The sequence below is a fragment of the Nocardia sp. NPDC059228 genome, assembly GCF_042754245.1.
Taxonomy (GTDB): Bacteria; Actinomycetota; Actinomycetes; order Mycobacteriales; family Mycobacteriaceae; genus Nocardia.
Genome location: NZ_JBHZAL010000002.1, coordinates 321,141 through 338,920, shown reverse-complemented (window position 1 = coordinate 338,920; position 17,780 = coordinate 321,141). Strand labels below are relative to the sequence as shown.

Below are 17,780 nucleotides of genomic sequence, written 5' to 3'. Positions count from 1 at the left end.
AACCGGTGTGAAACAGCTATTTCCCAGCCATTGACAAGCACCGGTTGTCAATCACAGATGCTGCGGCAGGGTGCAGTCGTCGAGATCGGGTTGTTCCAGGCGCGCGACCAGGTCGGGGTTGGCGTCGCGAACGCGGCGCGCGATGTCCACGAACGACCGCACCAGCGGCGTCTCGTGGTCGACGCGCCAGCCGACCGTCACCTGGTTGTGCGGAGCGTCCGCGACCGGCAGCACCCGGACCCGGGGAAAGGGCATCCACCGCGCCGACGCCACCGTCAGCACGACGCCGACCCCGACCGAGACCTTGTGCAGCTCCTCGAGCAGCGAACTCGACCGGGACACCACCGGCGCGGGCCGCCCGTCGCGGTGATCGTGCAACTCCCAGAAGGCATTCCACTCCGGATCGGTGGTGGCCGCCCCGAGCAGCGGCTCGTCGAGCAGGTCCCGCACCCGAACCTCGGGCAGTTCCGCCAGCCGGTGCGCGGCGGGCACCAGCGCCACCAGCGGCTCGGCGAACAGGGGCTCGAAGCGGATTCCGGCCGCGCAGAACGGGAGTCGCACGAAGGCCACGTCGACGGTCCCGCTCTCCAGTCCGGCCGCGGGCTCCTCGTAGGTGAACTGCCGCATGTCGACCGTCACCCCGGGATGCTGTGCACGGAAGGCCGCGAGGATCGGCTCGGTGAGGGTGAGCGCGGCGCCCTCCAGATAGCCGAGCACCAGCCGATCCGACTCCCGCCGCTGTGCCACCCGCGCCCCCTCGACCGCCATTTCCAGTGTGGTCAAAGCACTTCGGACACCTTCGAGGAGGGCCGCCCCCGCCTCGGTGAGTTCGACGCTGCGGGTGGTCCGCGTGAACAGCACCAGATCCAGCGCCTTCTCCAGCTGCCGGATCTGCGCGCTCAGCCCCTGCTGCGCCACATGCAACCGCTGCGCGGCGCGCGTGAAGCTCAGCTCCTCCGCCACCGCAACGAAATACCGCAGCTGCCGCATGTGAATTTCCATAGCGGGCGAGTCTAGAACCTGTTCTCGGCCGCAAAGGCGTCATCGCCCACCACAACTCACCCCAGACGGCAGGCGAGCGGCTATGCGCGGCGGGCGGCCGCGGTGCCCGCGCGGCGGCCGAAGAAGGTGCCGTCGCCCAGGGATGTCCCGGAGATATAGCCGAAGCCGTGCAGGCCGTTGGCGGCCCGGCCCGCGGCGTAGAGGCCCGGGATGGGGCGGCCGTCGAGGTCGAGGACGTGGCCGTCCAGGTCGGTGTGGAGGCCGCCGAGGGTGAAGACGGACGCGCCGGTGCCACGCCGGTCACCGGCCTCCGACGGCGGGCGCACGCCGGCCTTGACGTCGATGGCGGCGAACGGCGGGGTCAGTTCGCGCAGCCAGCGGGGCGACTTGTGGTGATCGAGATCGGTTCCCTGCCGGGCGAATTCGTTGTAGCGGGTGATGGCCGCGGTCAGCGAGCCCGCCGGCAGGCCGGTCAGCTCTTCCAGTTCGGCGGGGGTCTCGGCGACGTGGGTGGGCCGCACGCCCCAGCGCTGCGGCTCGGGGACGTCCTCGAAGCCGTCCTCGTCGACGACGACCCAGACCGCGGTATCGTCGCCCGCCCAGCTGCCGCCCATGTTCTGGCGGTAGAGCGCGTGCTGGCCGATGCGGCCGGGGTAGGTGTCCTCGTTGATGAAGCGGCGGCCGAGGGCATTGACCACCAGGCCGCGCGCGGCCAGCCCGGGAATGAGGGACATGCCGACCTGACCGGCGGACATGTGGCGCACGGCCGCGCCGAGGGCCTGGGCCATGCGGATGCCGGAACCGTCGTCGGTGCCGGCGCTGACCTTGGTGTGGCCCAGCAGTTGCGGCGCGTGGGCGGCGAGCATGTCGTCGTTGTCGACGAAACCGCCGGTGGTGAGCACGATGCCGCGCCGGGCGCGGATGGTGATCTCCTTGCCGTACCGCCGCGCGACCGCTCCGGCCACGACACCGTCGCCATCCACGATCAGGGTGCCGACATGGGTGTCGAACAGTGCGGTGGCGCCGGCGGATTCGGCGGCGCCGGCCAGGCACTCCATCAGCAGCTTGCCGCCGAAGTCATTGGCGGTGGGCCGGTGCCCGCGCGGGGCCGGGTACGCCAGTTCGGTGAAGGGCCAGCTGTTCTCGCCCAGCCACATGAGCCCGTCGTCGGTGGGCGGCACCCAGGTGGGGGCATCCCACATGGTCGGCTTGAACGGCACGCCGCGGTCGACCAGCCAGTGGAAGTGCTCGACGCTGCCCGCGCAGTACTCGTCGATCTTGGCCGCGTCCGCGCCCGCGCCGAGGGCCGCCTTCAGGAAGGCCGCCATCGCCTCGGGGGTGTCGTCGTAGCCGCAGGCCACCTGGATCGGGGTGCCGCCGCCCAGATAGATCTCGCCGCCCGACATGGCCGACGCACCGCCCGGACCGCCGGACCGGTCCACCACCAGCACCCGGGCGCCCGCGTAGGCCGCCTCGTAGGCCGCCGAGGCGCCCGCCGCGCCGTACCCGACGACCAGCACATCGGTCTCGATGTCGTAGTGGCTCACCTCGCCGGCCGCCCGCGGCGTGACCGGATTCCGCACTGTCATGCCTCGACGGTGCCCGCTCCGACCGCCGTCACTTAGCGCCCCATCTTGCTGAGCGATTCACCGATCCCGTTGACCGGGACTGTGACCGGTCACCACCCGTCGCACTGGGGATGGTGTGTGAACGGCGTCACTGTGGTTGGGGATGCCTGCACGAGGAGGAGAGTCAATGCGGATTCTGGTCACCGGTGTCACCGAGCCGAGCGGCCGTGCCGTGGCGCGCATGCTGCTGGCGGCCGGCCACGAGGTGGTCGGCCTGGACCGGCAGCGGCACCGCTACGTGGACCCGCGGGTCGAGGTGATCGTCGGCGATCTGTCCGATGCCCAGGTCTGCGCGCGGGCCGTGGCCGGGGTGGACGCGATCGTGCACCTGGCGGGTCCGGCGGTGGCGGCAATCGCCCAGGCGGCCAAGGATTCCGGTGCGCGCCTCGTGGTTCCCGTTGCGGCGGGCGGCGATTCGAGTGTCGAGAAGATCGTGACCGGCTCCGGCGCGGACGCGCTCATCGTGCGCACCGCGCTGGTGGCCGGCCGGCGCATCGACCGCGGCAGCTGGCGCACGCTGGAGAGCCTGACCGGCGGTGGCAAGGGCAGCATCCAGGTGCTGCACTACGACGACCTGGAGCGCTTCCTGGTGCTGGCGGCGCTGTCGCAGCGCGGCGGCGTGGTCGAGCTGGCCGCGCCCGGCAATGTGTCGAGCGCCGAGGTGAAGCGCATCCTCGCCGATGCGGGCGTGAAATACGGTGCGTGGCTGCCGAAGTCGTCGGCGTCGCAGACCCCGGTGGACGCGAGCGCCGCCCGCGAGGACTGGGGCTTCCGCTACGGCTGGACCGCCACCGAGGTGATCGCCGACGTGGCGCGCGCGCTGCACGGCCGCAAGAGCGGCGGCTCCGGCATCCGCGCTCGCCGCGGCGCGATTCCGCTGCCCACCCACGTGGTGCCCCAGAACGCCCCGACCTCCGACGGCCACGCGCTGAAATCGGCTGCGCCCGAAGGCCTGCAGGGCGAGTTCGACGACATGGTCGACGACCGCATCCCGGTCTACACCGCCACCAACACCTCCGAGGCGCTGCCCGGCCCGCTCACCCCGCTGACCATCGATCTGCAGGCGGGCGCCATCCGGCTCGGCAACGAGGCCATGGGCCACATGATCGCCATCGAGGGAATCGCGCTGGAGCACTGGGTGTCCCGCGTGACCAGCGTGCTCGGCCACAGCGTGTACATCAACGCCTCCATCGGCGTCTTCTCCGCGCAGAACATGCCCGGCTGGGACGAGGAGAGCGTGCGCCGCGACGTCTACGGCACCATCGGCGATGTCGAACTGCACCCCAAGGGCCGCCCGGCCATGCCGACCGGCCTGGCCGCCCGGGCCGGCACCTTCAAGGCCATGGGCCGGGTCGCCGCCACCGCGCTCGGCTACAGCAAGACCGCCGAGCACATCAATGCCGTCTCGCACGCGGAAGCGCTGACCCGCGACCAGATCTCGGAGCTCACCGACGAGCAGCTGCACGCCCGCGCCCTGCTCTGGCGCGACCGCCTCAACCAGGCGTGGCAGGCGGCCTCCATCGGAGTCATGATGACCGGCGCGGCCACCGCCGCCCACAAGGGCGAGGTCAAGATCGACCTGAACCGCCTGGAGTCGGCCAAGACCATGCTGGCCGTGGAGCGGCTGGCGGCCCTGTGCCGCAAGGACGCCGGACTGCAGGCGCTGGCCAAGACCGGTGACGTGGCGGCCGCCCGCGAGAAGTCGCCGGAGTTCTCGCAGGCCCTCGACCAGGAGCTGGCCAGGATCGGCCACCGCGGCCCGGGCGAGTGCGAACTCATCAACGCCACCTTCGGCGACCGCCCCGAGCTGCTGGTCACCGCCGCCGGGCGGGCCGCGGAAATGCCCGCGCCGCACCGCGAACCGGTGCCGGAGCCGACCAGCCGCACCGCCAAGATGGCCGTCGGCGCGACCGTCTACCGCGAACGCGCCCGCGACGCCGTCGTGCGGGTCACCAACTGCCTGCGGCTGGCCACCCAGGAGCGGGCCGCGCGCCTGGTGCACGCGGGCAAGCTCACCGCGATCGAGGATTCGGCGTTCCTGAACCTCGACGAAATCCTCTGGGCCCCGGCCGATCTGCAGGAGCGGGTGGCGCGCCGCCGCGCCGAGCGCACCCGCTTCCAGGCCATCCGGATGCCCGACGTGGTCAACGGCCCGTGGGAGCCGGAGGAGATCTCCGGCGCGATCGCGGTCGGCGACACCATCTCCGGCCTGGGCGTGAGCCCGGGCGTGGTGGAGGGCACCGTCAAGCGCGTGCTGACCCTCGACGACGACATCGAGCCGGGCGACATCCTGGTGGCCGCGGTGACCGACACCGGCCACACCGCCATGTTCGGCTACGCGGGTGCGGTGGTCACCGATATCGGCGGCTCGGCCTCGCACGCCGCCATCGTGGCCCGCGAGTTCGGCGTCCCCTGCGTCGTCGACACCAAGACCGCCAGCACGGCGCTCCAGGACGGCCAGCGCGTCCGGGTCGACGGCGCCGCCGGAACCATCACGCTGCTGGCCGACGCGGAATAGCTCGGCCGGCAACCGCACCGTGCCTCGGGCGCGCTCCCGCGCTCGCGCCCGAGGCCGGTCGGTCATGCCCCGACCCGTGGGCCCGCGCCGTATCCGGCAGGCGGGCCCGCGTCAGAAGCCCGGACCGGGACACCCCACCACCCGGTCCGTGACCGAAAGGAACCCCCTAGTGACGATCTCGCGCGCCGCACGCGGCACACTCACCGGTGTAGCCGCCGCGCTCATCGCCCTCACCCCGATCGCCGTCACCCCGGCGCTGGCGGCGCCCGTCCCGGTGCTACAGACGCCCAAGGGCGCGTCACTGGACCTGCCGTCCGCGCCGAACGCCCGGGACCTGAGCGGCATCCCGACCCAGGGCGGCGGGGGCAAGGTCAAGGACGGTTCGGTCTTCCGCTCCGACGCGCTGAACAAGCTGAGCGACGCCGAGCAGCAGCAGCTGGTGTCGGCGGGCATCGTCGAGATCATCGACTTCCGCAGCCCGACCGAGCGCGGCCAGAACCCGGACAAGCTGCCGGCTTCGATCCCGGAGAAGTCGCTGCCGGTCTACGACCCGAACAACGACTTCTACCTGTTCTTCGCCAAGGCCGTGCAGGGCGGCCCGGCCGTGCAGCAGCAGCTGCTCGGTGACGGCAAGGGCCATCAGTACATGGTCGACTACTACAAGTGGATGGTCACCGACCCGACCGCGCGCTCGCAGTTCAGCGCCGCGGTCAAGGAGATCGCCAACGCCAACGGCCCGGTGCTGTTCCACTGCACCGCCGGCAAGGACCGCACCGGCTGGATGTCGGCCATCCTGCTGAGCGCCCTGGGCGCGCCGAAGGGCCAGATCTACAACAACTACCTGGCGTCCAACGACAACCTGGCCGCGTCGAACAAGGCCACGCTGGACGGCCTGGTCGCCAAGGGCCTGGTCACCGATCCGTCGCTGTTCGAGCCGGTGCTCGGCGTGGACCGCGACTACCTGGACGCCTCCTTCGACGCGGTCCAGCAGAGCTTCGGCTCCTTCGACAACTTCCTGTCGCAGGGCCTGGGCGTCGACGACGCGACCGTCGCCGCGCTGAAGTCCAAGCTGGTCGGTAAGTAATCAGTTCCGGAATGCCGGCGTCGTGGGCCCGGGGAGGCGGCGGCCATGGGACGGCGTCGGCATTCGCATGTCCGCCGCATGTCCGCTTCACATTCGTGATCGACATGCGAAAATTCGCATGGTGCACGATATCTGGCAGCTGGACGGGCGGCGCACCCGCTCGGTGAGCGCGGAGAACCCCACCGGCGAGGCCGGCGGGGGCGGGCGCGCCATCTCCGGAACCGGGGCCTTCGCGGCCGCGGGGCTGGGACGCGGGTGGAAGGTGTCGCCGTCCATCGATCTGCCGCCCGGCGAAACCGCCACGCTCGCCGACCTTTCCGGGCCCGGCGTGATCCGGCACCTGTGGCTCACCACCGATCGCGCGCTGCTGCGCGACTTCACCCTCCAGATGTATTGGGACGGTTCGCCCGAACCGGGCGTCGCGGTGCCGCTGGGCGACTTCTTCTGCAACGGCTGGGATCAGCTGGCGCTGATCAATTCCGCCATGGTGGTGGTCGCACCCGCCGGCGGGCTGAACAGCTACTGGCCCATGCCCTTCCACACTCACGCGCTCATCACCCTGCACAACGGGTCCGAGCGGGCCGCGCCGGTGTACTACCAGATCACCTATCTGGAGGAGGAGTTACCCGGCGCCGCCGGGTATCTGCACGCCCGGTGGCGCTGCTCCGATCCGCTGGGCATTCCGGCGGAGCATCCGATCGTCGAGATCGACGGCGGTCCCGGACGGTATGCCGGGACGTATCTGGCCGTGCAGCCGCGGGCGGCGGGCTGGTGGGGCGAGGGCGAGCTGAAGTTCTATCTCGACGACGACACCGAATTCCCCACCCTGTGCGGGACCGGCACCGAGGACTATTTCGGCGGGGCCTGGAATTTCGACCTCGACGGCGCTTATCGACCCTACTCGACCCCCTATCTGGGCATGCCGCAGGTGTTGCCGCCGCATCGAATCTACGAACCGCACCAGCGATTCGGCATGTACCGCTGGCACATTCCCGACCCGATCTGTTTCGACCACGGCCTGCGCGCCACCGTGCAGGCGCTGGGCTGGCGCGCGGACGGCCACTACCTACCGCTGGACCAGGCGCATGTGGCCTCCACCGCCTTCTGGTATCACGCCCTCCCCTGATCCCCCGCGTGTCCCCGTAACGATTGCGGGAAAACAGAAAGATTGCGATTGCTATTGCGTAAAACGCGTCGAACGGGTGGCACGCGGGTGCATGGTTATTGCTATGCGCGCCTTGGTGGTCGAGAAGCCCGGACAGTTCTCGGTCGAATCCGTGCCGGATCCTGCTCCGGGCACCGGTGAGGTAGTGATCCGGGTGGATGCGGTCGGGATATGCGGTACCGATATCCATATCGTGGAGGGCGAATTCCCGCCGACGCCCTATCCGATCGTGCCAGGCCACGAATTCGCCGGCGAGGTGGTGGCGCTCGGCGCGGACGCGGCCGGGGTGCGGGCCGGTGACCGGGTGGCGGTGGATCCCTCGCTGTTCTGCGGGCGCTGCCACTACTGCGCGATCGGGCGCGGCAATCTCTGCGAGAACTGGGGCGCCATCGGCGACACCGTGGACGGCGCCATGGCCGAGTACGTGAAAGTGCCCGCCGCCAACTGTTATCGGCTGCCCGGGCATGTACCGCCCGCGCACGGCGCACTGGTGGAACCACTCTCGTGCGCGGTGCACGGATTCGATGTGCTGCCACGGCGACTCGGGTCGCACTACCTGATCTACGGCGCGGGCACCATGGGACTGCTCATGCTGCAGCTGGCCATCGCGGCGGGCGCGGCGTCGGTGTCGATGGTGGACACCAATGCCGATCGGCTGGCCACCGCGCGCACGCTGGGCGCGGACGCGGCCACCGTGTCCGCCGAGGATATGGACCGGCCCGAGGGCTGGGAGATCGTGATCGATTGCAGCGGAACGGTGGCCGCTGTCGAGGACGGACTGTCGAGGGTGCGCCGCGGCGGCACCTATCAGCAGTTCGGGGTGGCGCCGGCGGCGGCGCGGGCGAGCATCTCGCCGTTCCGCGTCTACAACGACGAGATCACCATCGTCGGCTCCATGGCCGTGCTGCACAGTTTCGGACGGGCCGTGGACCTGCTCGGCGAGGGCGTCATCGACGCCGACACCGTGATCACCCACGACTTCGCACTCGACGAATTCGGCGATGCCCTGCGGACCTTCCGCGCGGGCACCGGACGCAAGATCCAGCTGCATCCCGGACGGGCGGCGGCACGATAGAGGGTGGTGGCTGGCCAATGACGGTCGTTGCCGGAGTGGACTCGTCCACTCAGTCCTGCAAGATCGTGGTGTGCGATGCCGATACCGGAACGATATTGCGGCACCGCCAGATTCCGCACTACGACGGGACCGAGGTGCCGCCGCTCATGTGGTGGGAGGCGCTGCGGGCAGCGTGTGATCGCATGATGCGCGATGTGGAGGCCATCGCGGTGGCCGGGCAGCAGCACGGACTGGTGGCGCTGGACGCGGCCGGGCATCCGGTGCGGGATGCGTTGCTGTGGAACGACACCCGGTCCGCGGAGGCGGCGACACAGCTGGTGGACGAGCTGGGCGGGCCGCAGGCGTGGGCGGACGCGGTGGGGAGTGTGCCGCTGGCCGCGCACACGGTGGCCAAGCTGCGCTGGTTCGCCGATCACGAACCCGAGCTGGCCGACCGGACGGTCCGGGTCCTGCTGCCGCACGACTATCTGACCTGGCAGCTGCGCGGCGGTGATCCGGCCACCGAGCCGACCACCGATCGGGGCGACGCCTCCGGCACCGGGTACTGGTCACCGGCCGCGGGCGCCTACCGGCCGGATCTGCTGGCGCTGGCCTTCCGCGGCCGCAGTCCCGCGCTGCCGCGGGTGCTGGCGCCCGCCGAGATCGCCGGGCACACGCCGGGCGGGCGGCTGGTGGCGGCCGGCACCGGGGACAATGCCGCCGCCGCACTGGGTTTGGGCATCGGGGAGGGGGATGTGGTGGTCTCGCTCGGGACCAGCGGCACCGTCTTCACCCGCGCCGCGCACCCCAGCGCCGATCCTTCCGGCGCGGTGAACGGGTTCGCCGACGCCACCGGGGCGTTCCTGCCGCTGGTGTGCACGCTCAATGCCGCCCGGGTGCTGGACGCGACCGCGATGCTGCTGGGCATCGACGTGTCCGGCCTGGAGGTGCTGGCCGCGCAATCGCCCGCGGGCGCGGACGGTCTCACCCTGCTCCCCTATCTCGCGGGTGAGCGGACCCCGAATCTGCCGTACGCCACCGGCAGCCTGCACGGCCTGCGCCCGCACACCATGCGTCCGCACCATCTGGCCCGCGCCGCCATCGAGGGCATGCTCTGCAATATCGCCGAGGCCCTGGACCGCCTGCCGACGGTACCGCATCGAATCCTGCTGATCGGCGGGGCATCCCGGTCCCGCCTCATCGCGCACGCCGCCGCCACCATCTTCGGCCGCACCGTCACGGTGCCCAATCCGAGCGAATACGTCGCGCTCGGCGCGGCCCGCCAGGCCGCCTGGGCCCTGCGCGGCGGTCCCCGCCCACCCCGCTGGCCGACCCCCGCGGGCACCGAATTCCATGCTCTGGCAGTGGGGATCGGCACCGCTATTCGCCAGCGCTACACCGAGATACGCGACACCTACTACCCGTAGACGACCGGACCGTCGGACAGATAGTCGTCCCAGGTCTTATGCCGGGTGATGTAGGTCCGGATGGCGTCCCGGGCAATGTCGTGTTTCGACCGCCCCTCCATCGCCGCCTGCGCACTCAGCGCAGCTTCTTCGTCCTCGCTGAGCCGCAAAGTCCATGCCACCGCGAATTCATACCACCCTGGCGCAACCCTGTCTGCCGAACGGTTGACCAGTTGGCAACCATCACATGTCCGGCGGGTAGCTCCGGGGCCGTGCGACGAGCCGCGATTGCGCTCACGGCGAGCGTAACCATCGTCGACACCGGTGGCCGGGTCGTAGCTTCACGCGGTATGACAACCGAGCTGAGCACTCCGTTGAACGATATCGTCGAGGCGACCGGCCGGGCCGTGGCCGCGGATCCCGCACAGGCCACGGTGGTGTTCCGGGCCGCGGGGACACCGGAGGGCACCGTCGGGAGCGCGATTGCCCTGGGGCGGTACACGGTTCGGGTGGACGAGCCGCCGGCACTCGGCGGTGCGGGATCCGCGCCGAATCCCGTCGAGGTGTATCTGGCCTCGCTGATCGCCTGCCAGGTGGTGACGTATCGGTTCTGGGCGCAGCGGCTCGGCGTGGCCATCGAGGAGCTGGCCGTCGACGCCGAGGGCGATCTCGATGTGCGCGGCTTCTTCGGACTCGACGACACGGTCCGCCCCGGATTCCAGGCGGTGCGCGTGACCGTGCGGATCAGCGGACCCGAGTCCGCCGAGCGCTACGCCGAATTGCAGCGGGCGGTCGACGAGCACTGCCCCGTCCTGGATCTCACCACGGGCCGGACCCCGGTCGAGACCACCCTCGTCACCCAGTAGGAACACGTCCCCAACCCACCGGAGGCCCCGATGACCGTATCCGCTCTGCCCGAAGACCCCACCGCCGCCTGGAGTTTCGAGACCAAGCAGGTCCACGTGGGGCAGACGCCCGACGGCGCGACCGGCGCCCGCGCGCTGCCGATCTACCAGACCACCTCCTACGTCTTCCGCGACACCGATCACGCCGCCGCGCTGTTCGGGCTCGCCGAGCCGGGAAACATCTACACCCGCATCATGAATCCCACCCAGGACGCGGTGGAGCAGCGCATCGCCGCGCTGGAGGGCGGTGTGGCCGCGTTGCTGCTGGCCTCGGGTCAGGCGGCGGAGACCTTCGCGATCCTGAACCTCGCGGGGGCCGGGGATCACATCGTGTCCAGCCCGCGGCTGTACGGCGGCACCTACAACCTGTTCCGGTACACCCTGCCGCGCCTGGGCATCGAGGTGAGCTTCGTCGAGGATCCGGACGACCTCGACCAGTGGCGGGCGGCAATCCGCCCGAACACCAAGGCTTTCTACGGGGAGACGGTGTCCAACCCGCAGAACCATATTCTCGACATTCCCGGCATCGCGGAGGTCGCGCACGGTTCCGGGATCCCGCTCATCGTCGACAACACCGTCGCCACCCCGTATCTCATCCAGCCACTCGCCCACGGCGCGGACATCGTCGTGCACTCGGCGACGAAGTACCTGGGCGGTCACGGCGCGGCCATCGCGGGCGTGATCGTCGACGGCGGCGCCTTCGATTGGCGCAGTGGACGTTTCCCCGGATTCACCGAGCCCGACCCGAGCTACCACGGTGTGATCTACGCCGATCTCGGCGCACCCGCCTACGCGCTCAAGGCGCGGGTGCAGCTGCTGCGTGATCTGGGCTCGGCCATCTCGCCGTTCAACGCCTTCCTCATCAGTCAGGGCCTGGAGACCCTCAGCCTGCGCCTCGAACGACACGTCGCCAATGCCCGGGCGGTGGCCGAATTCCTCACCGAGCGACCCGAGGTCACGGCCGTCTCCTATGCGGGCCTGCCGTCGTCACCGTGGTACGAACGCGGAAAGCAGCTGGCCCCCAAGGGCGTCGGCGCCATCATCGGCTTCGAGCTGGCCGGCGGGGTCGACGCGGGCAAGCGCTTCGTCGAAGCCCTCACCCTGCACAGCCACGTCGCAAATATCGGCGACGTCCGCTCACTCGTCATCCACCCCGCCTCCACCACCCACTCCCAGCTGACCCCCGAGGAGCAGCTCGCGGCGGGCGTCACCCCCGGCCTGGTCCGCCTGGCCGTGGGAATCGAGGGCATCGACGACATCCTCGCCGACCTGCGCACCGGATTCGCCGCCGCGCAGTAGCCCTCAGAAACGATCGAACGGGCGAATCGGCGGGGAGACAGCCGAATTCACCTGGAGGGCGATGATCAGCCCGATGCTCAGGTAGGTGCTGATCGGACAGAGGACCACCGCCGCCGCATACAGCAGTTGCACGATGCCGATGCGGCGGCGGATGGCCGTCAGGTCCCCGGGTCCGGTGTGCTCGGCGAGCAGACCGGCGCGACGTGCGTAGCGGAGCGCGGCGAGCTGGACCAGGCCCAGATACAGCAGGTCGGCCCAGTACACCAGCAGGGCCAGGCGGGACTGGGGGAAGGCGGCCAGCAGCGCGGTGACGAAGGGCACCAGGCAGATTCCGAACAGGAACATGAGGTGGATCCAGGTCAGCGAGCGGTCCGCCCGGTCCATGAGATTGAGCTGGGTCTGCTGGCCGATCCAGAACATACCCAGGGTGAGGAAACCCAGCAGGCAGATGAGGAACTGCGGGCCCACGTGGGTGAGCGCATGCCAGACCGGTTGCTCGTCGGAGACCGCGCCCGCACTCCACAGCGAGCGCTCGTGCCACGCCTCGGCCGCGGGCACGTGCAGATCCAGCACCAGCAATGTCATTGCCACAGCGAAGATTCCGTCGCTGAGCGCCCCGAGGCGGCCGAGGTCCTGCGCCGCGATGCGGTGATATCGAGTCATCCACCTGCCCTTCCCCGCCGGACCCTAGCGGATGTCACGGGGCGGCGCGGTGTTGCTCCCGGGCGAGGAAGTGTGCAGTGGCTCTCGTTGCGTCGTAAAGGGATCGGTAGTGGCGGTAGTACGGGGCGTAGTGGGCAGTGACCGACGGGTCGGGTTCGACCGTGGTGATGATCGGGTTCCAGGCGGCCGTGTCCAGGCCCAGGGATTCGGCGGCGAGCAGGGCGTCGCCCAGGGCCGCACCGACCGTGTCGGCCGGAAGCTGCTGGGGCAGGCCGGTGATGTCGGAGACGATGCGGGTCCACAGCCCGCCCTTGGTGCCGCCGCCCACGGCCACCAGCCGGGTGGCGGGAGCCCCCGCGGCGGCCATGGCCTCGAGGTTGTGCCGCACGCCGTAGCCGATGCCCTCGAGGACCGCGCGGTAGAGGTCGGCGCGCTGGTGGGTGACGGTGAGACCGGCGATCACGCCGCGGGCGTCCGGATCGAACAAGGGCGTGCGTTCGCCCGCGAAGTAGGGCAGCACCAGCAGCCCGCGGCTGCCGGGCGGAACGTGGGCGGCCTCGTCGACGAGTTCGGAGAAATCGCTGCCGGTGAGGGTGCGCAGCCAGTCGGTGATCGCACCGGAGGTGGCCATGCCGGCAGCGGAAGTGTAAGTGCCGGGCCAGGTTCCGCAGGTGGTCCACAGGCCGGGCTGGGGGCGGGGGTCGGTCAGCACCTGGGTGAGGAACATGGTGGTGCCGTACATGATCATGCAGTCGCCGGGGGCACGGACGCCGACACCAGCGGCCTCGGCCCAGGCGTCGATGGTGCCGGTGGTGACCGGCAGCCCGGCGGGCAGCCCGGTGGCCGCGGCGGCCTCGGCGGTGACCCGCCCGACTATCTCGGTGGGCCAGGCCAATTCGGGTAGTCGCAGGCCGGGTGCGACGGATTCGGCCCAGTCCACGGCCCAGTCGCGAGCCATCAGGTCGTACATGGGCACGCACTGGCTGGCGGATTGATGGTCCAGGACGTAGCGGCCGGTGAGGCGATGGACCAGAAACGAGCTCGCCATCAACAGCATCCGGGTGGCCCGCCACACCTGCCGCTCGTGGCGGATGAGCCACCGCAGCTTCGGCCCGACCGCCTGACTGGTGAGCGGCGAGCCGCAGCGCTCCAGCACGGTCTGCGCACCCAATTCCGCGTTCAGTTCCTCGATTTCGTCGCCGGCGCGGGTGTCGACCCCGTAGAGGATGGCGGGCCGCAGCGGACGGCCGGCAGCGTCGGCGGGCAGCAGGCACGGCCCGATGCCGCTCACCGCGAGCCCCTCGAGGGGTTCGCCGTCGGCGGCCGCCACCAGTTCGCGGGCGATGGCCGCGAAGTCGGCCCACCACACCGTCTCCGCGTCGTGCTCCACCCAGCCCGGGCGCGGCGTCGAAACCCGGTGCGGTCGTTCGGCTCTCATCGCGACCGTGCCCGCGTGGTCGACCAGGACGCCCTTGGATCCGGAGGTGCCGATATCGATCCCGAGGAACATGTCAGCTCGCCCGGCTGAATTCGTCGAGCGTGACATCGAGCAGTTCGCAGGCCGCGCGGACGGTAGCGCGCTGGTCGCCCGGCACGGCGTGAATGTGATTGGCGCCGAAGCGGGACAGGAAGTCCCCGGCATCGGCGTCCAGGCGGGCGAAGGCGTGTGGCCACTCCCAGGTGGACTGTTTCATCAGCGATTCGTTGGTGGCCGGGTCGTAGGTCTCGAACTCGCCGAGCATCAGCTGCATGCGGTAGGCGCCGTCGCGGCGGGTGAGCCGGGCCAGCGTCATCTGCCCGGGCGCGGCCAGGTGATGCACCGACGCCCCGCCGGCCGGGAAGAAGAACACCTCCGGATACAGGTGCACGCGGGCCAGATTCTCGGCCGGATCGTCGCTGCGCGCCGCGTACCAGGTGGCGTGCTGGCCGGAATTGCACAGATCCCAGATGTCGCGGTCGGCGTGATAGTGCCGGACATCGGCGAAGAGCACCGGCGTGCCCGCGATCTGCTTGAGCAGCTGCATGGTGAGCGCCCCGTCCATATCCGCCTCGGTGGCGCACACGTGGGGCTGTTTGGGCCCGTTCCAGTCGTAGGGGTCGTTGAGGAACGCCTCGGTGATGTCCATGGTGGCGAAGTACTGGGTGAGCTCCGGCTGTCCCTTGATGCCGGAGAAGTCCAGCCGCCATTCCGCGATCAGATCCCGCATGGCCAGGTACGAGCGCAGCTGCCGTTCCAGCAGCTCCGGGGTCAGCTTGCCGCCGTCGTAGTGGACCCCGGCGGTATTGCGCTCCAGCCATTCTCGCGCCGCCCGGGCCTCACCGGCGTCGGCGAGTTCGGCGCGGCGGACGATCTCCCACTGGTCGATCTCCTCGACATCGATGCCGAACAGCCGCTGCCACTGATCGGTATTGGCGACCGCGGTGTTCATGCCCATGGGCCGTCCGCCGATGCGCCCGAAGGTGCTGCCCCGCAGGCCGGCCACCGCCGCCGCACCGCGAGCCTGGTCCCCGATGGCCGCGATCAGGTCCGGATCGGCGGGATCGCCCCACAGCCGGGCGTGCGCGCGGCCGATCTGATCCAGCGCGCCGCCCGCGGCCAGCATGCCCACCATGCCCGGCTGCACCGGGTCGATATTGGACAGCAGCAACAGCGGCCCGCGCAGTGCGCCCGCGGCCAGCATGGTGAAGTGCGGGAACGCCCACACCGCGTAGTGCAGCACGGTCAGGTCCACCCCGGCCGCCTCCACCTGCCGGGCCACCCGCACCGCCTGGTCGTTGCCGCCGATGGGTTGCACACCGCGAATCACGATGTGCCCGGCCGCGGTCAGCTCGGTGACGAGCCGGTCCTCCGCGGTCCGGATGAATCCGACGATGCCGCCGTGCACATAGTCGCGGCCGTCGGAAAGACTGATCACGCCGATTCGGGCCATACTGCCTGCCTCCCCGCACTGGGTGGACTCTCGACTCCGTTCAGAATTCCAGGTCAGGCCGCACGCCGCGCCCGAAATCGGATTTTCGGGGTGAACGCGGGCCTGGCTGTCTCAGCGTGGGAAGTACAAGCGGGCCAGCGCGACTCCGCCCTGCGCCCAGCCGGCGTGGGTGATCCAGAGGGCGTCCTCGTGGGTGATCACCTCGGCCGCGTGGGCGGGCACCTGCCCCACGCGGCCGGACGCGTCGAAGTGAAAAGGGTTGTCGCCGCGGAAGATCTCGGTGCCGACGTAGCCGGGGCGCGGACCGATCAGCAGATACCAGGCACCGGCGTGGCGTAGTACGAACGGCGATTCGGTATTGCCCGCGCCGGTTCCGGTCTTCGGGTCGGTGTAGGCAATGCGGCGCTCGCTCCAGTGCAGCAGGTCCGGGCTGGTGCGGTAGGCGACGACGTGGTTGCCGCCGGTGGGGGCGCTGGTCGCGCAGTAGTACATGACCCACTGCCCGGCCACCCGCAGCACCATGGGGTCGCGGGCGTCGTAGCCGTCGCGGAAGACCGGGCCGCCCGGATGCCGGGTCCAGTGGAACAGGTCGGTGGAGGTGGCCAGGCCCATACCCGTTGCGGTGCGGTCGGTTCCACCGCCGTCGTAGAACATAAAGTAGGTGTCGCCGTCGCGCACCACGAAGGGGGCCCATAGGTGGGTCTCGCCGCGTTCGCGGTCCACCGTGAGCGCGGCGGCACGCTTGGTCCACGGGCCGTGCGGGTCATCGGCGGTGGCGTGCGCGAACTCGGTCTCGTCGAAGGGGTCGGCGGGCTCGGGATGGGTGATGCCGAACAGGTGCCAGCGCCCGCCGACGTCCTGGACCAGGGTGTGATCGTTGATGTACCAGCACTGATCCGGCTCGCTGGGGTCGTAGATGTGCCGGAACTCCCCCGCTGTCACCGTGCCCATACCCGTCCTCCATATAGGACCTGAACTGTCCTACTTTCGCTCGACAATGGACCCATGCCGGAACTCTCGCTGCGAACCCTAAACCGCACGCTGCTACTGCGTCAGAAGTTGAACGAACGGGTCGCCTTGCCCGCCGCCGAGCTGGTCCGGCATCTGATCGCGGTGCAGGCGCAGGAACCGAACTGGCCGTATGTGGGGCTGTGGGCGCGCCTCACCGATTTCCGCCATGAGAATCTGACCACGCTGCTGCGTGATCGAACCGTGGTGCGCGCCACCACGATTCGCCGGACCGTCCACCTGACGGACGCCCGGGACTACCGCTGGCTGTATCCGACGGTCCGACCGGCGATCGAGCCCACGCTCCGCTCGGTCCACCTCCGGGATGCGGTCGAGGGGCTCGATATCGCCGAATTCGCCTCGGCCGGAACAGAATTGCTGACCGGCACCACTATTTCCCGCCGCGACCTCGGCAAGCGGCTGTCCGAACGCTTCCCGGGCCGTGAACCGCGCGCCCTGGTCCACGCGCTCGGCGTCATCCACCCGCTGGTGCACGATCCCGCCGCGGGTGTGTGGGGCGCGTGGCGCGGCCGCTCGGTCTCGGTATCGCCGGCCGAGGAGGCGATCGGCGTGCCCCTGGCCGACGGCCCGCGCCCGGAAACCCTCGTCCGCCGCTATCTGGCCGCCTACGGCCCGGCCACCGCCTCCGACATCCAGGAATTCGCGGGCGTCACCCGCCTGGCAGCGGTGATCGCCCGTCTGCGCCCGGAACTGCGTGTCCTGCACGATGACTCGGGCCGCGAACTCTTCGACCTCCCGGACGCCCCGATCGCCGACGCCGAACTCCCCGCCCCCGTCCGCTTCCTCCCCGCCTTCGACAATGCGTGTCTCGGCCACCGCGACCGCAGCCGCATCATCAGCGACGCCGACCGCGCCCGCATCGCCAAGATCGCCTCGGGCGGCGTGCCCATGTATCTCGTCGACGGATTCGTCCACGGCCGTTGGGATCTGGACGGTTCCACGATTCGGATCACGCCCTGGCATCCCCTCACCCGTGCCACCGAGGCCGCTGTCCGCGACGAGGGCGAACGCCTGCTCCCGCTCGTCGCACCCGGCGAAGAAGGCAAGATCATGATCGAGACGCGCTGATCGGATCTCTCCCGCGTGGCCGCGTCGGG

General features: G+C 70.4%; 15 protein-coding genes. 8 read left to right on the top strand and 7 right to left on the bottom strand.

Going from position 1 to position 17,780, the window contains the following annotated elements:
* Nucleotides 1-51 precede the first annotated feature (51 nt).
* Nucleotides 52-1,002: a LysR family transcriptional regulator gene (locus tag ACFXKA_RS05410; RefSeq protein ID WP_379426241.1), complete on the bottom strand. Its 951-nt coding sequence runs from the start codon at nt 1,000-1,002 to the stop codon at nt 52-54.
* 80 nt (nt 1,003-1,082) lie between these two features.
* A complete protein-coding gene (locus ACFXKA_RS05405) occupies nt 1,083-2,591 on the bottom strand; it encodes an FAD-dependent oxidoreductase (RefSeq protein WP_379426240.1) in 1,509 nt (502 codons plus the stop codon).
* A 166-nt stretch (nt 2,592-2,757) separates the two neighbouring features.
* Between ACFXKA_RS05405 and ACFXKA_RS05400 the strand changes: the two genes are divergently transcribed.
* From ACFXKA_RS05400 to xylB, 5 genes are all read left to right on the top strand, one after another.
* Nucleotides 2,758-5,148: a PEP-utilizing enzyme gene (locus tag ACFXKA_RS05400; RefSeq protein ID WP_379426239.1), complete on the top strand. Its 2,391-nt coding sequence runs from the start codon at nt 2,758-2,760 to the stop codon at nt 5,146-5,148.
* A gap of 169 nt (nt 5,149-5,317) precedes the next feature.
* A complete protein-coding gene (locus tag ACFXKA_RS05395) occupies nt 5,318-6,232 on the top strand; it encodes a tyrosine-protein phosphatase (protein ID WP_379426238.1) in 915 nt (304 codons plus the stop codon).
* A 118-nt stretch (nt 6,233-6,350) separates the two neighbouring features.
* On the top strand, nt 6,351-7,358 hold the full coding sequence (locus tag ACFXKA_RS05390) for a glycoside hydrolase family 172 protein (RefSeq protein WP_379426237.1): 1,008 nt from the start codon (nt 6,351-6,353) through the stop codon (nt 7,356-7,358).
* 103 nt (nt 7,359-7,461) lie between these two features.
* Nucleotides 7,462-8,472: a zinc-dependent alcohol dehydrogenase family protein gene (locus ACFXKA_RS05385; protein WP_379426235.1), complete on the top strand. Its 1,011-nt coding sequence runs from the start codon at nt 7,462-7,464 to the stop codon at nt 8,470-8,472.
* 17 nt (nt 8,473-8,489) lie between these two features.
* Nucleotides 8,490-9,878 (top strand): xylulokinase, encoded by a 1,389-nt coding sequence (xylB, locus tag ACFXKA_RS05380; RefSeq protein ID WP_379426233.1) that lies wholly within the window; start codon nt 8,490-8,492, stop codon nt 9,876-9,878.
* Here xylB and ACFXKA_RS05375 read toward each other — a convergent pair.
* Nucleotides 9,869-10,039 (bottom strand): ribbon-helix-helix domain-containing protein, encoded by a 171-nt coding sequence (locus ACFXKA_RS05375; RefSeq protein WP_354834936.1) that lies wholly within the window; start codon nt 10,037-10,039, stop codon nt 9,869-9,871. The two genes, xylB and ACFXKA_RS05375, sit on opposite strands and share 10 nt — an antisense overlap.
* A gap of 168 nt (nt 10,040-10,207) precedes the next feature.
* On the opposite strand from ACFXKA_RS05375, the gene ACFXKA_RS05370 reads away from it, so the two are divergent.
* Both ACFXKA_RS05370 and ACFXKA_RS05365 read left to right on the top strand, forming a co-directional pair.
* The gene (locus ACFXKA_RS05370; protein ID WP_354834934.1) at nt 10,208-10,723 is read left to right on the top strand and encodes an OsmC family protein; all 516 of its coding nucleotides are present in this window, start codon (nt 10,208-10,210) and stop codon (nt 10,721-10,723) included.
* 30 nt (nt 10,724-10,753) lie between these two features.
* Nucleotides 10,754-12,061: a bifunctional o-acetylhomoserine/o-acetylserine sulfhydrylase gene (locus tag ACFXKA_RS05365; RefSeq protein ID WP_379426231.1), complete on the top strand. Its 1,308-nt coding sequence runs from the start codon at nt 10,754-10,756 to the stop codon at nt 12,059-12,061.
* Nucleotides 12,062-12,064: 3 nt separating this feature from the next.
* On the opposite strand, the gene ACFXKA_RS05360 is transcribed toward ACFXKA_RS05365, so the two are convergent.
* From ACFXKA_RS05360 to ACFXKA_RS05345, 4 genes are all read right to left on the bottom strand, one after another.
* Nucleotides 12,065-12,724, bottom strand: coding sequence for a TMEM175 family protein (locus ACFXKA_RS05360; RefSeq protein WP_379426229.1), 660 nt, complete (start codon nt 12,722-12,724; stop codon nt 12,065-12,067).
* Between the two features lie 34 nt (nt 12,725-12,758).
* Nucleotides 12,759-14,234, bottom strand: a complete 1,476-nt coding sequence (locus tag ACFXKA_RS05355) for an FGGY-family carbohydrate kinase (protein WP_379426227.1) — start codon at nt 14,232-14,234, stop codon at nt 12,759-12,761.
* Nucleotide 14,235: 1 nt separating this feature from the next.
* The gene (locus ACFXKA_RS05350) at nt 14,236-15,654 is read right to left on the bottom strand and encodes an L-fucose/L-arabinose isomerase family protein (RefSeq protein ID WP_354834926.1); all 1,419 of its coding nucleotides are present in this window, start codon (nt 15,652-15,654) and stop codon (nt 14,236-14,238) included.
* Between the two features lie 111 nt (nt 15,655-15,765).
* Nucleotides 15,766-16,605, bottom strand: a complete 840-nt coding sequence (locus tag ACFXKA_RS05345; RefSeq protein ID WP_379426225.1) for a glycosyl hydrolase family 32 — start codon at nt 16,603-16,605, stop codon at nt 15,766-15,768.
* A gap of 54 nt (nt 16,606-16,659) precedes the next feature.
* Here ACFXKA_RS05345 and ACFXKA_RS05340 point away from each other — a divergent pair, with 54 nt between their 5' ends.
* Nucleotides 16,660-17,751 carry a winged helix DNA-binding domain-containing protein gene (locus ACFXKA_RS05340; RefSeq protein WP_379426223.1) on the top strand — a complete coding sequence of 364 codons (1,092 nt, stop codon included), beginning with the start codon at nt 16,660-16,662 and terminating at the stop codon, nt 17,749-17,751.
* Nucleotides 17,752-17,780 lie beyond the last annotated feature (29 nt).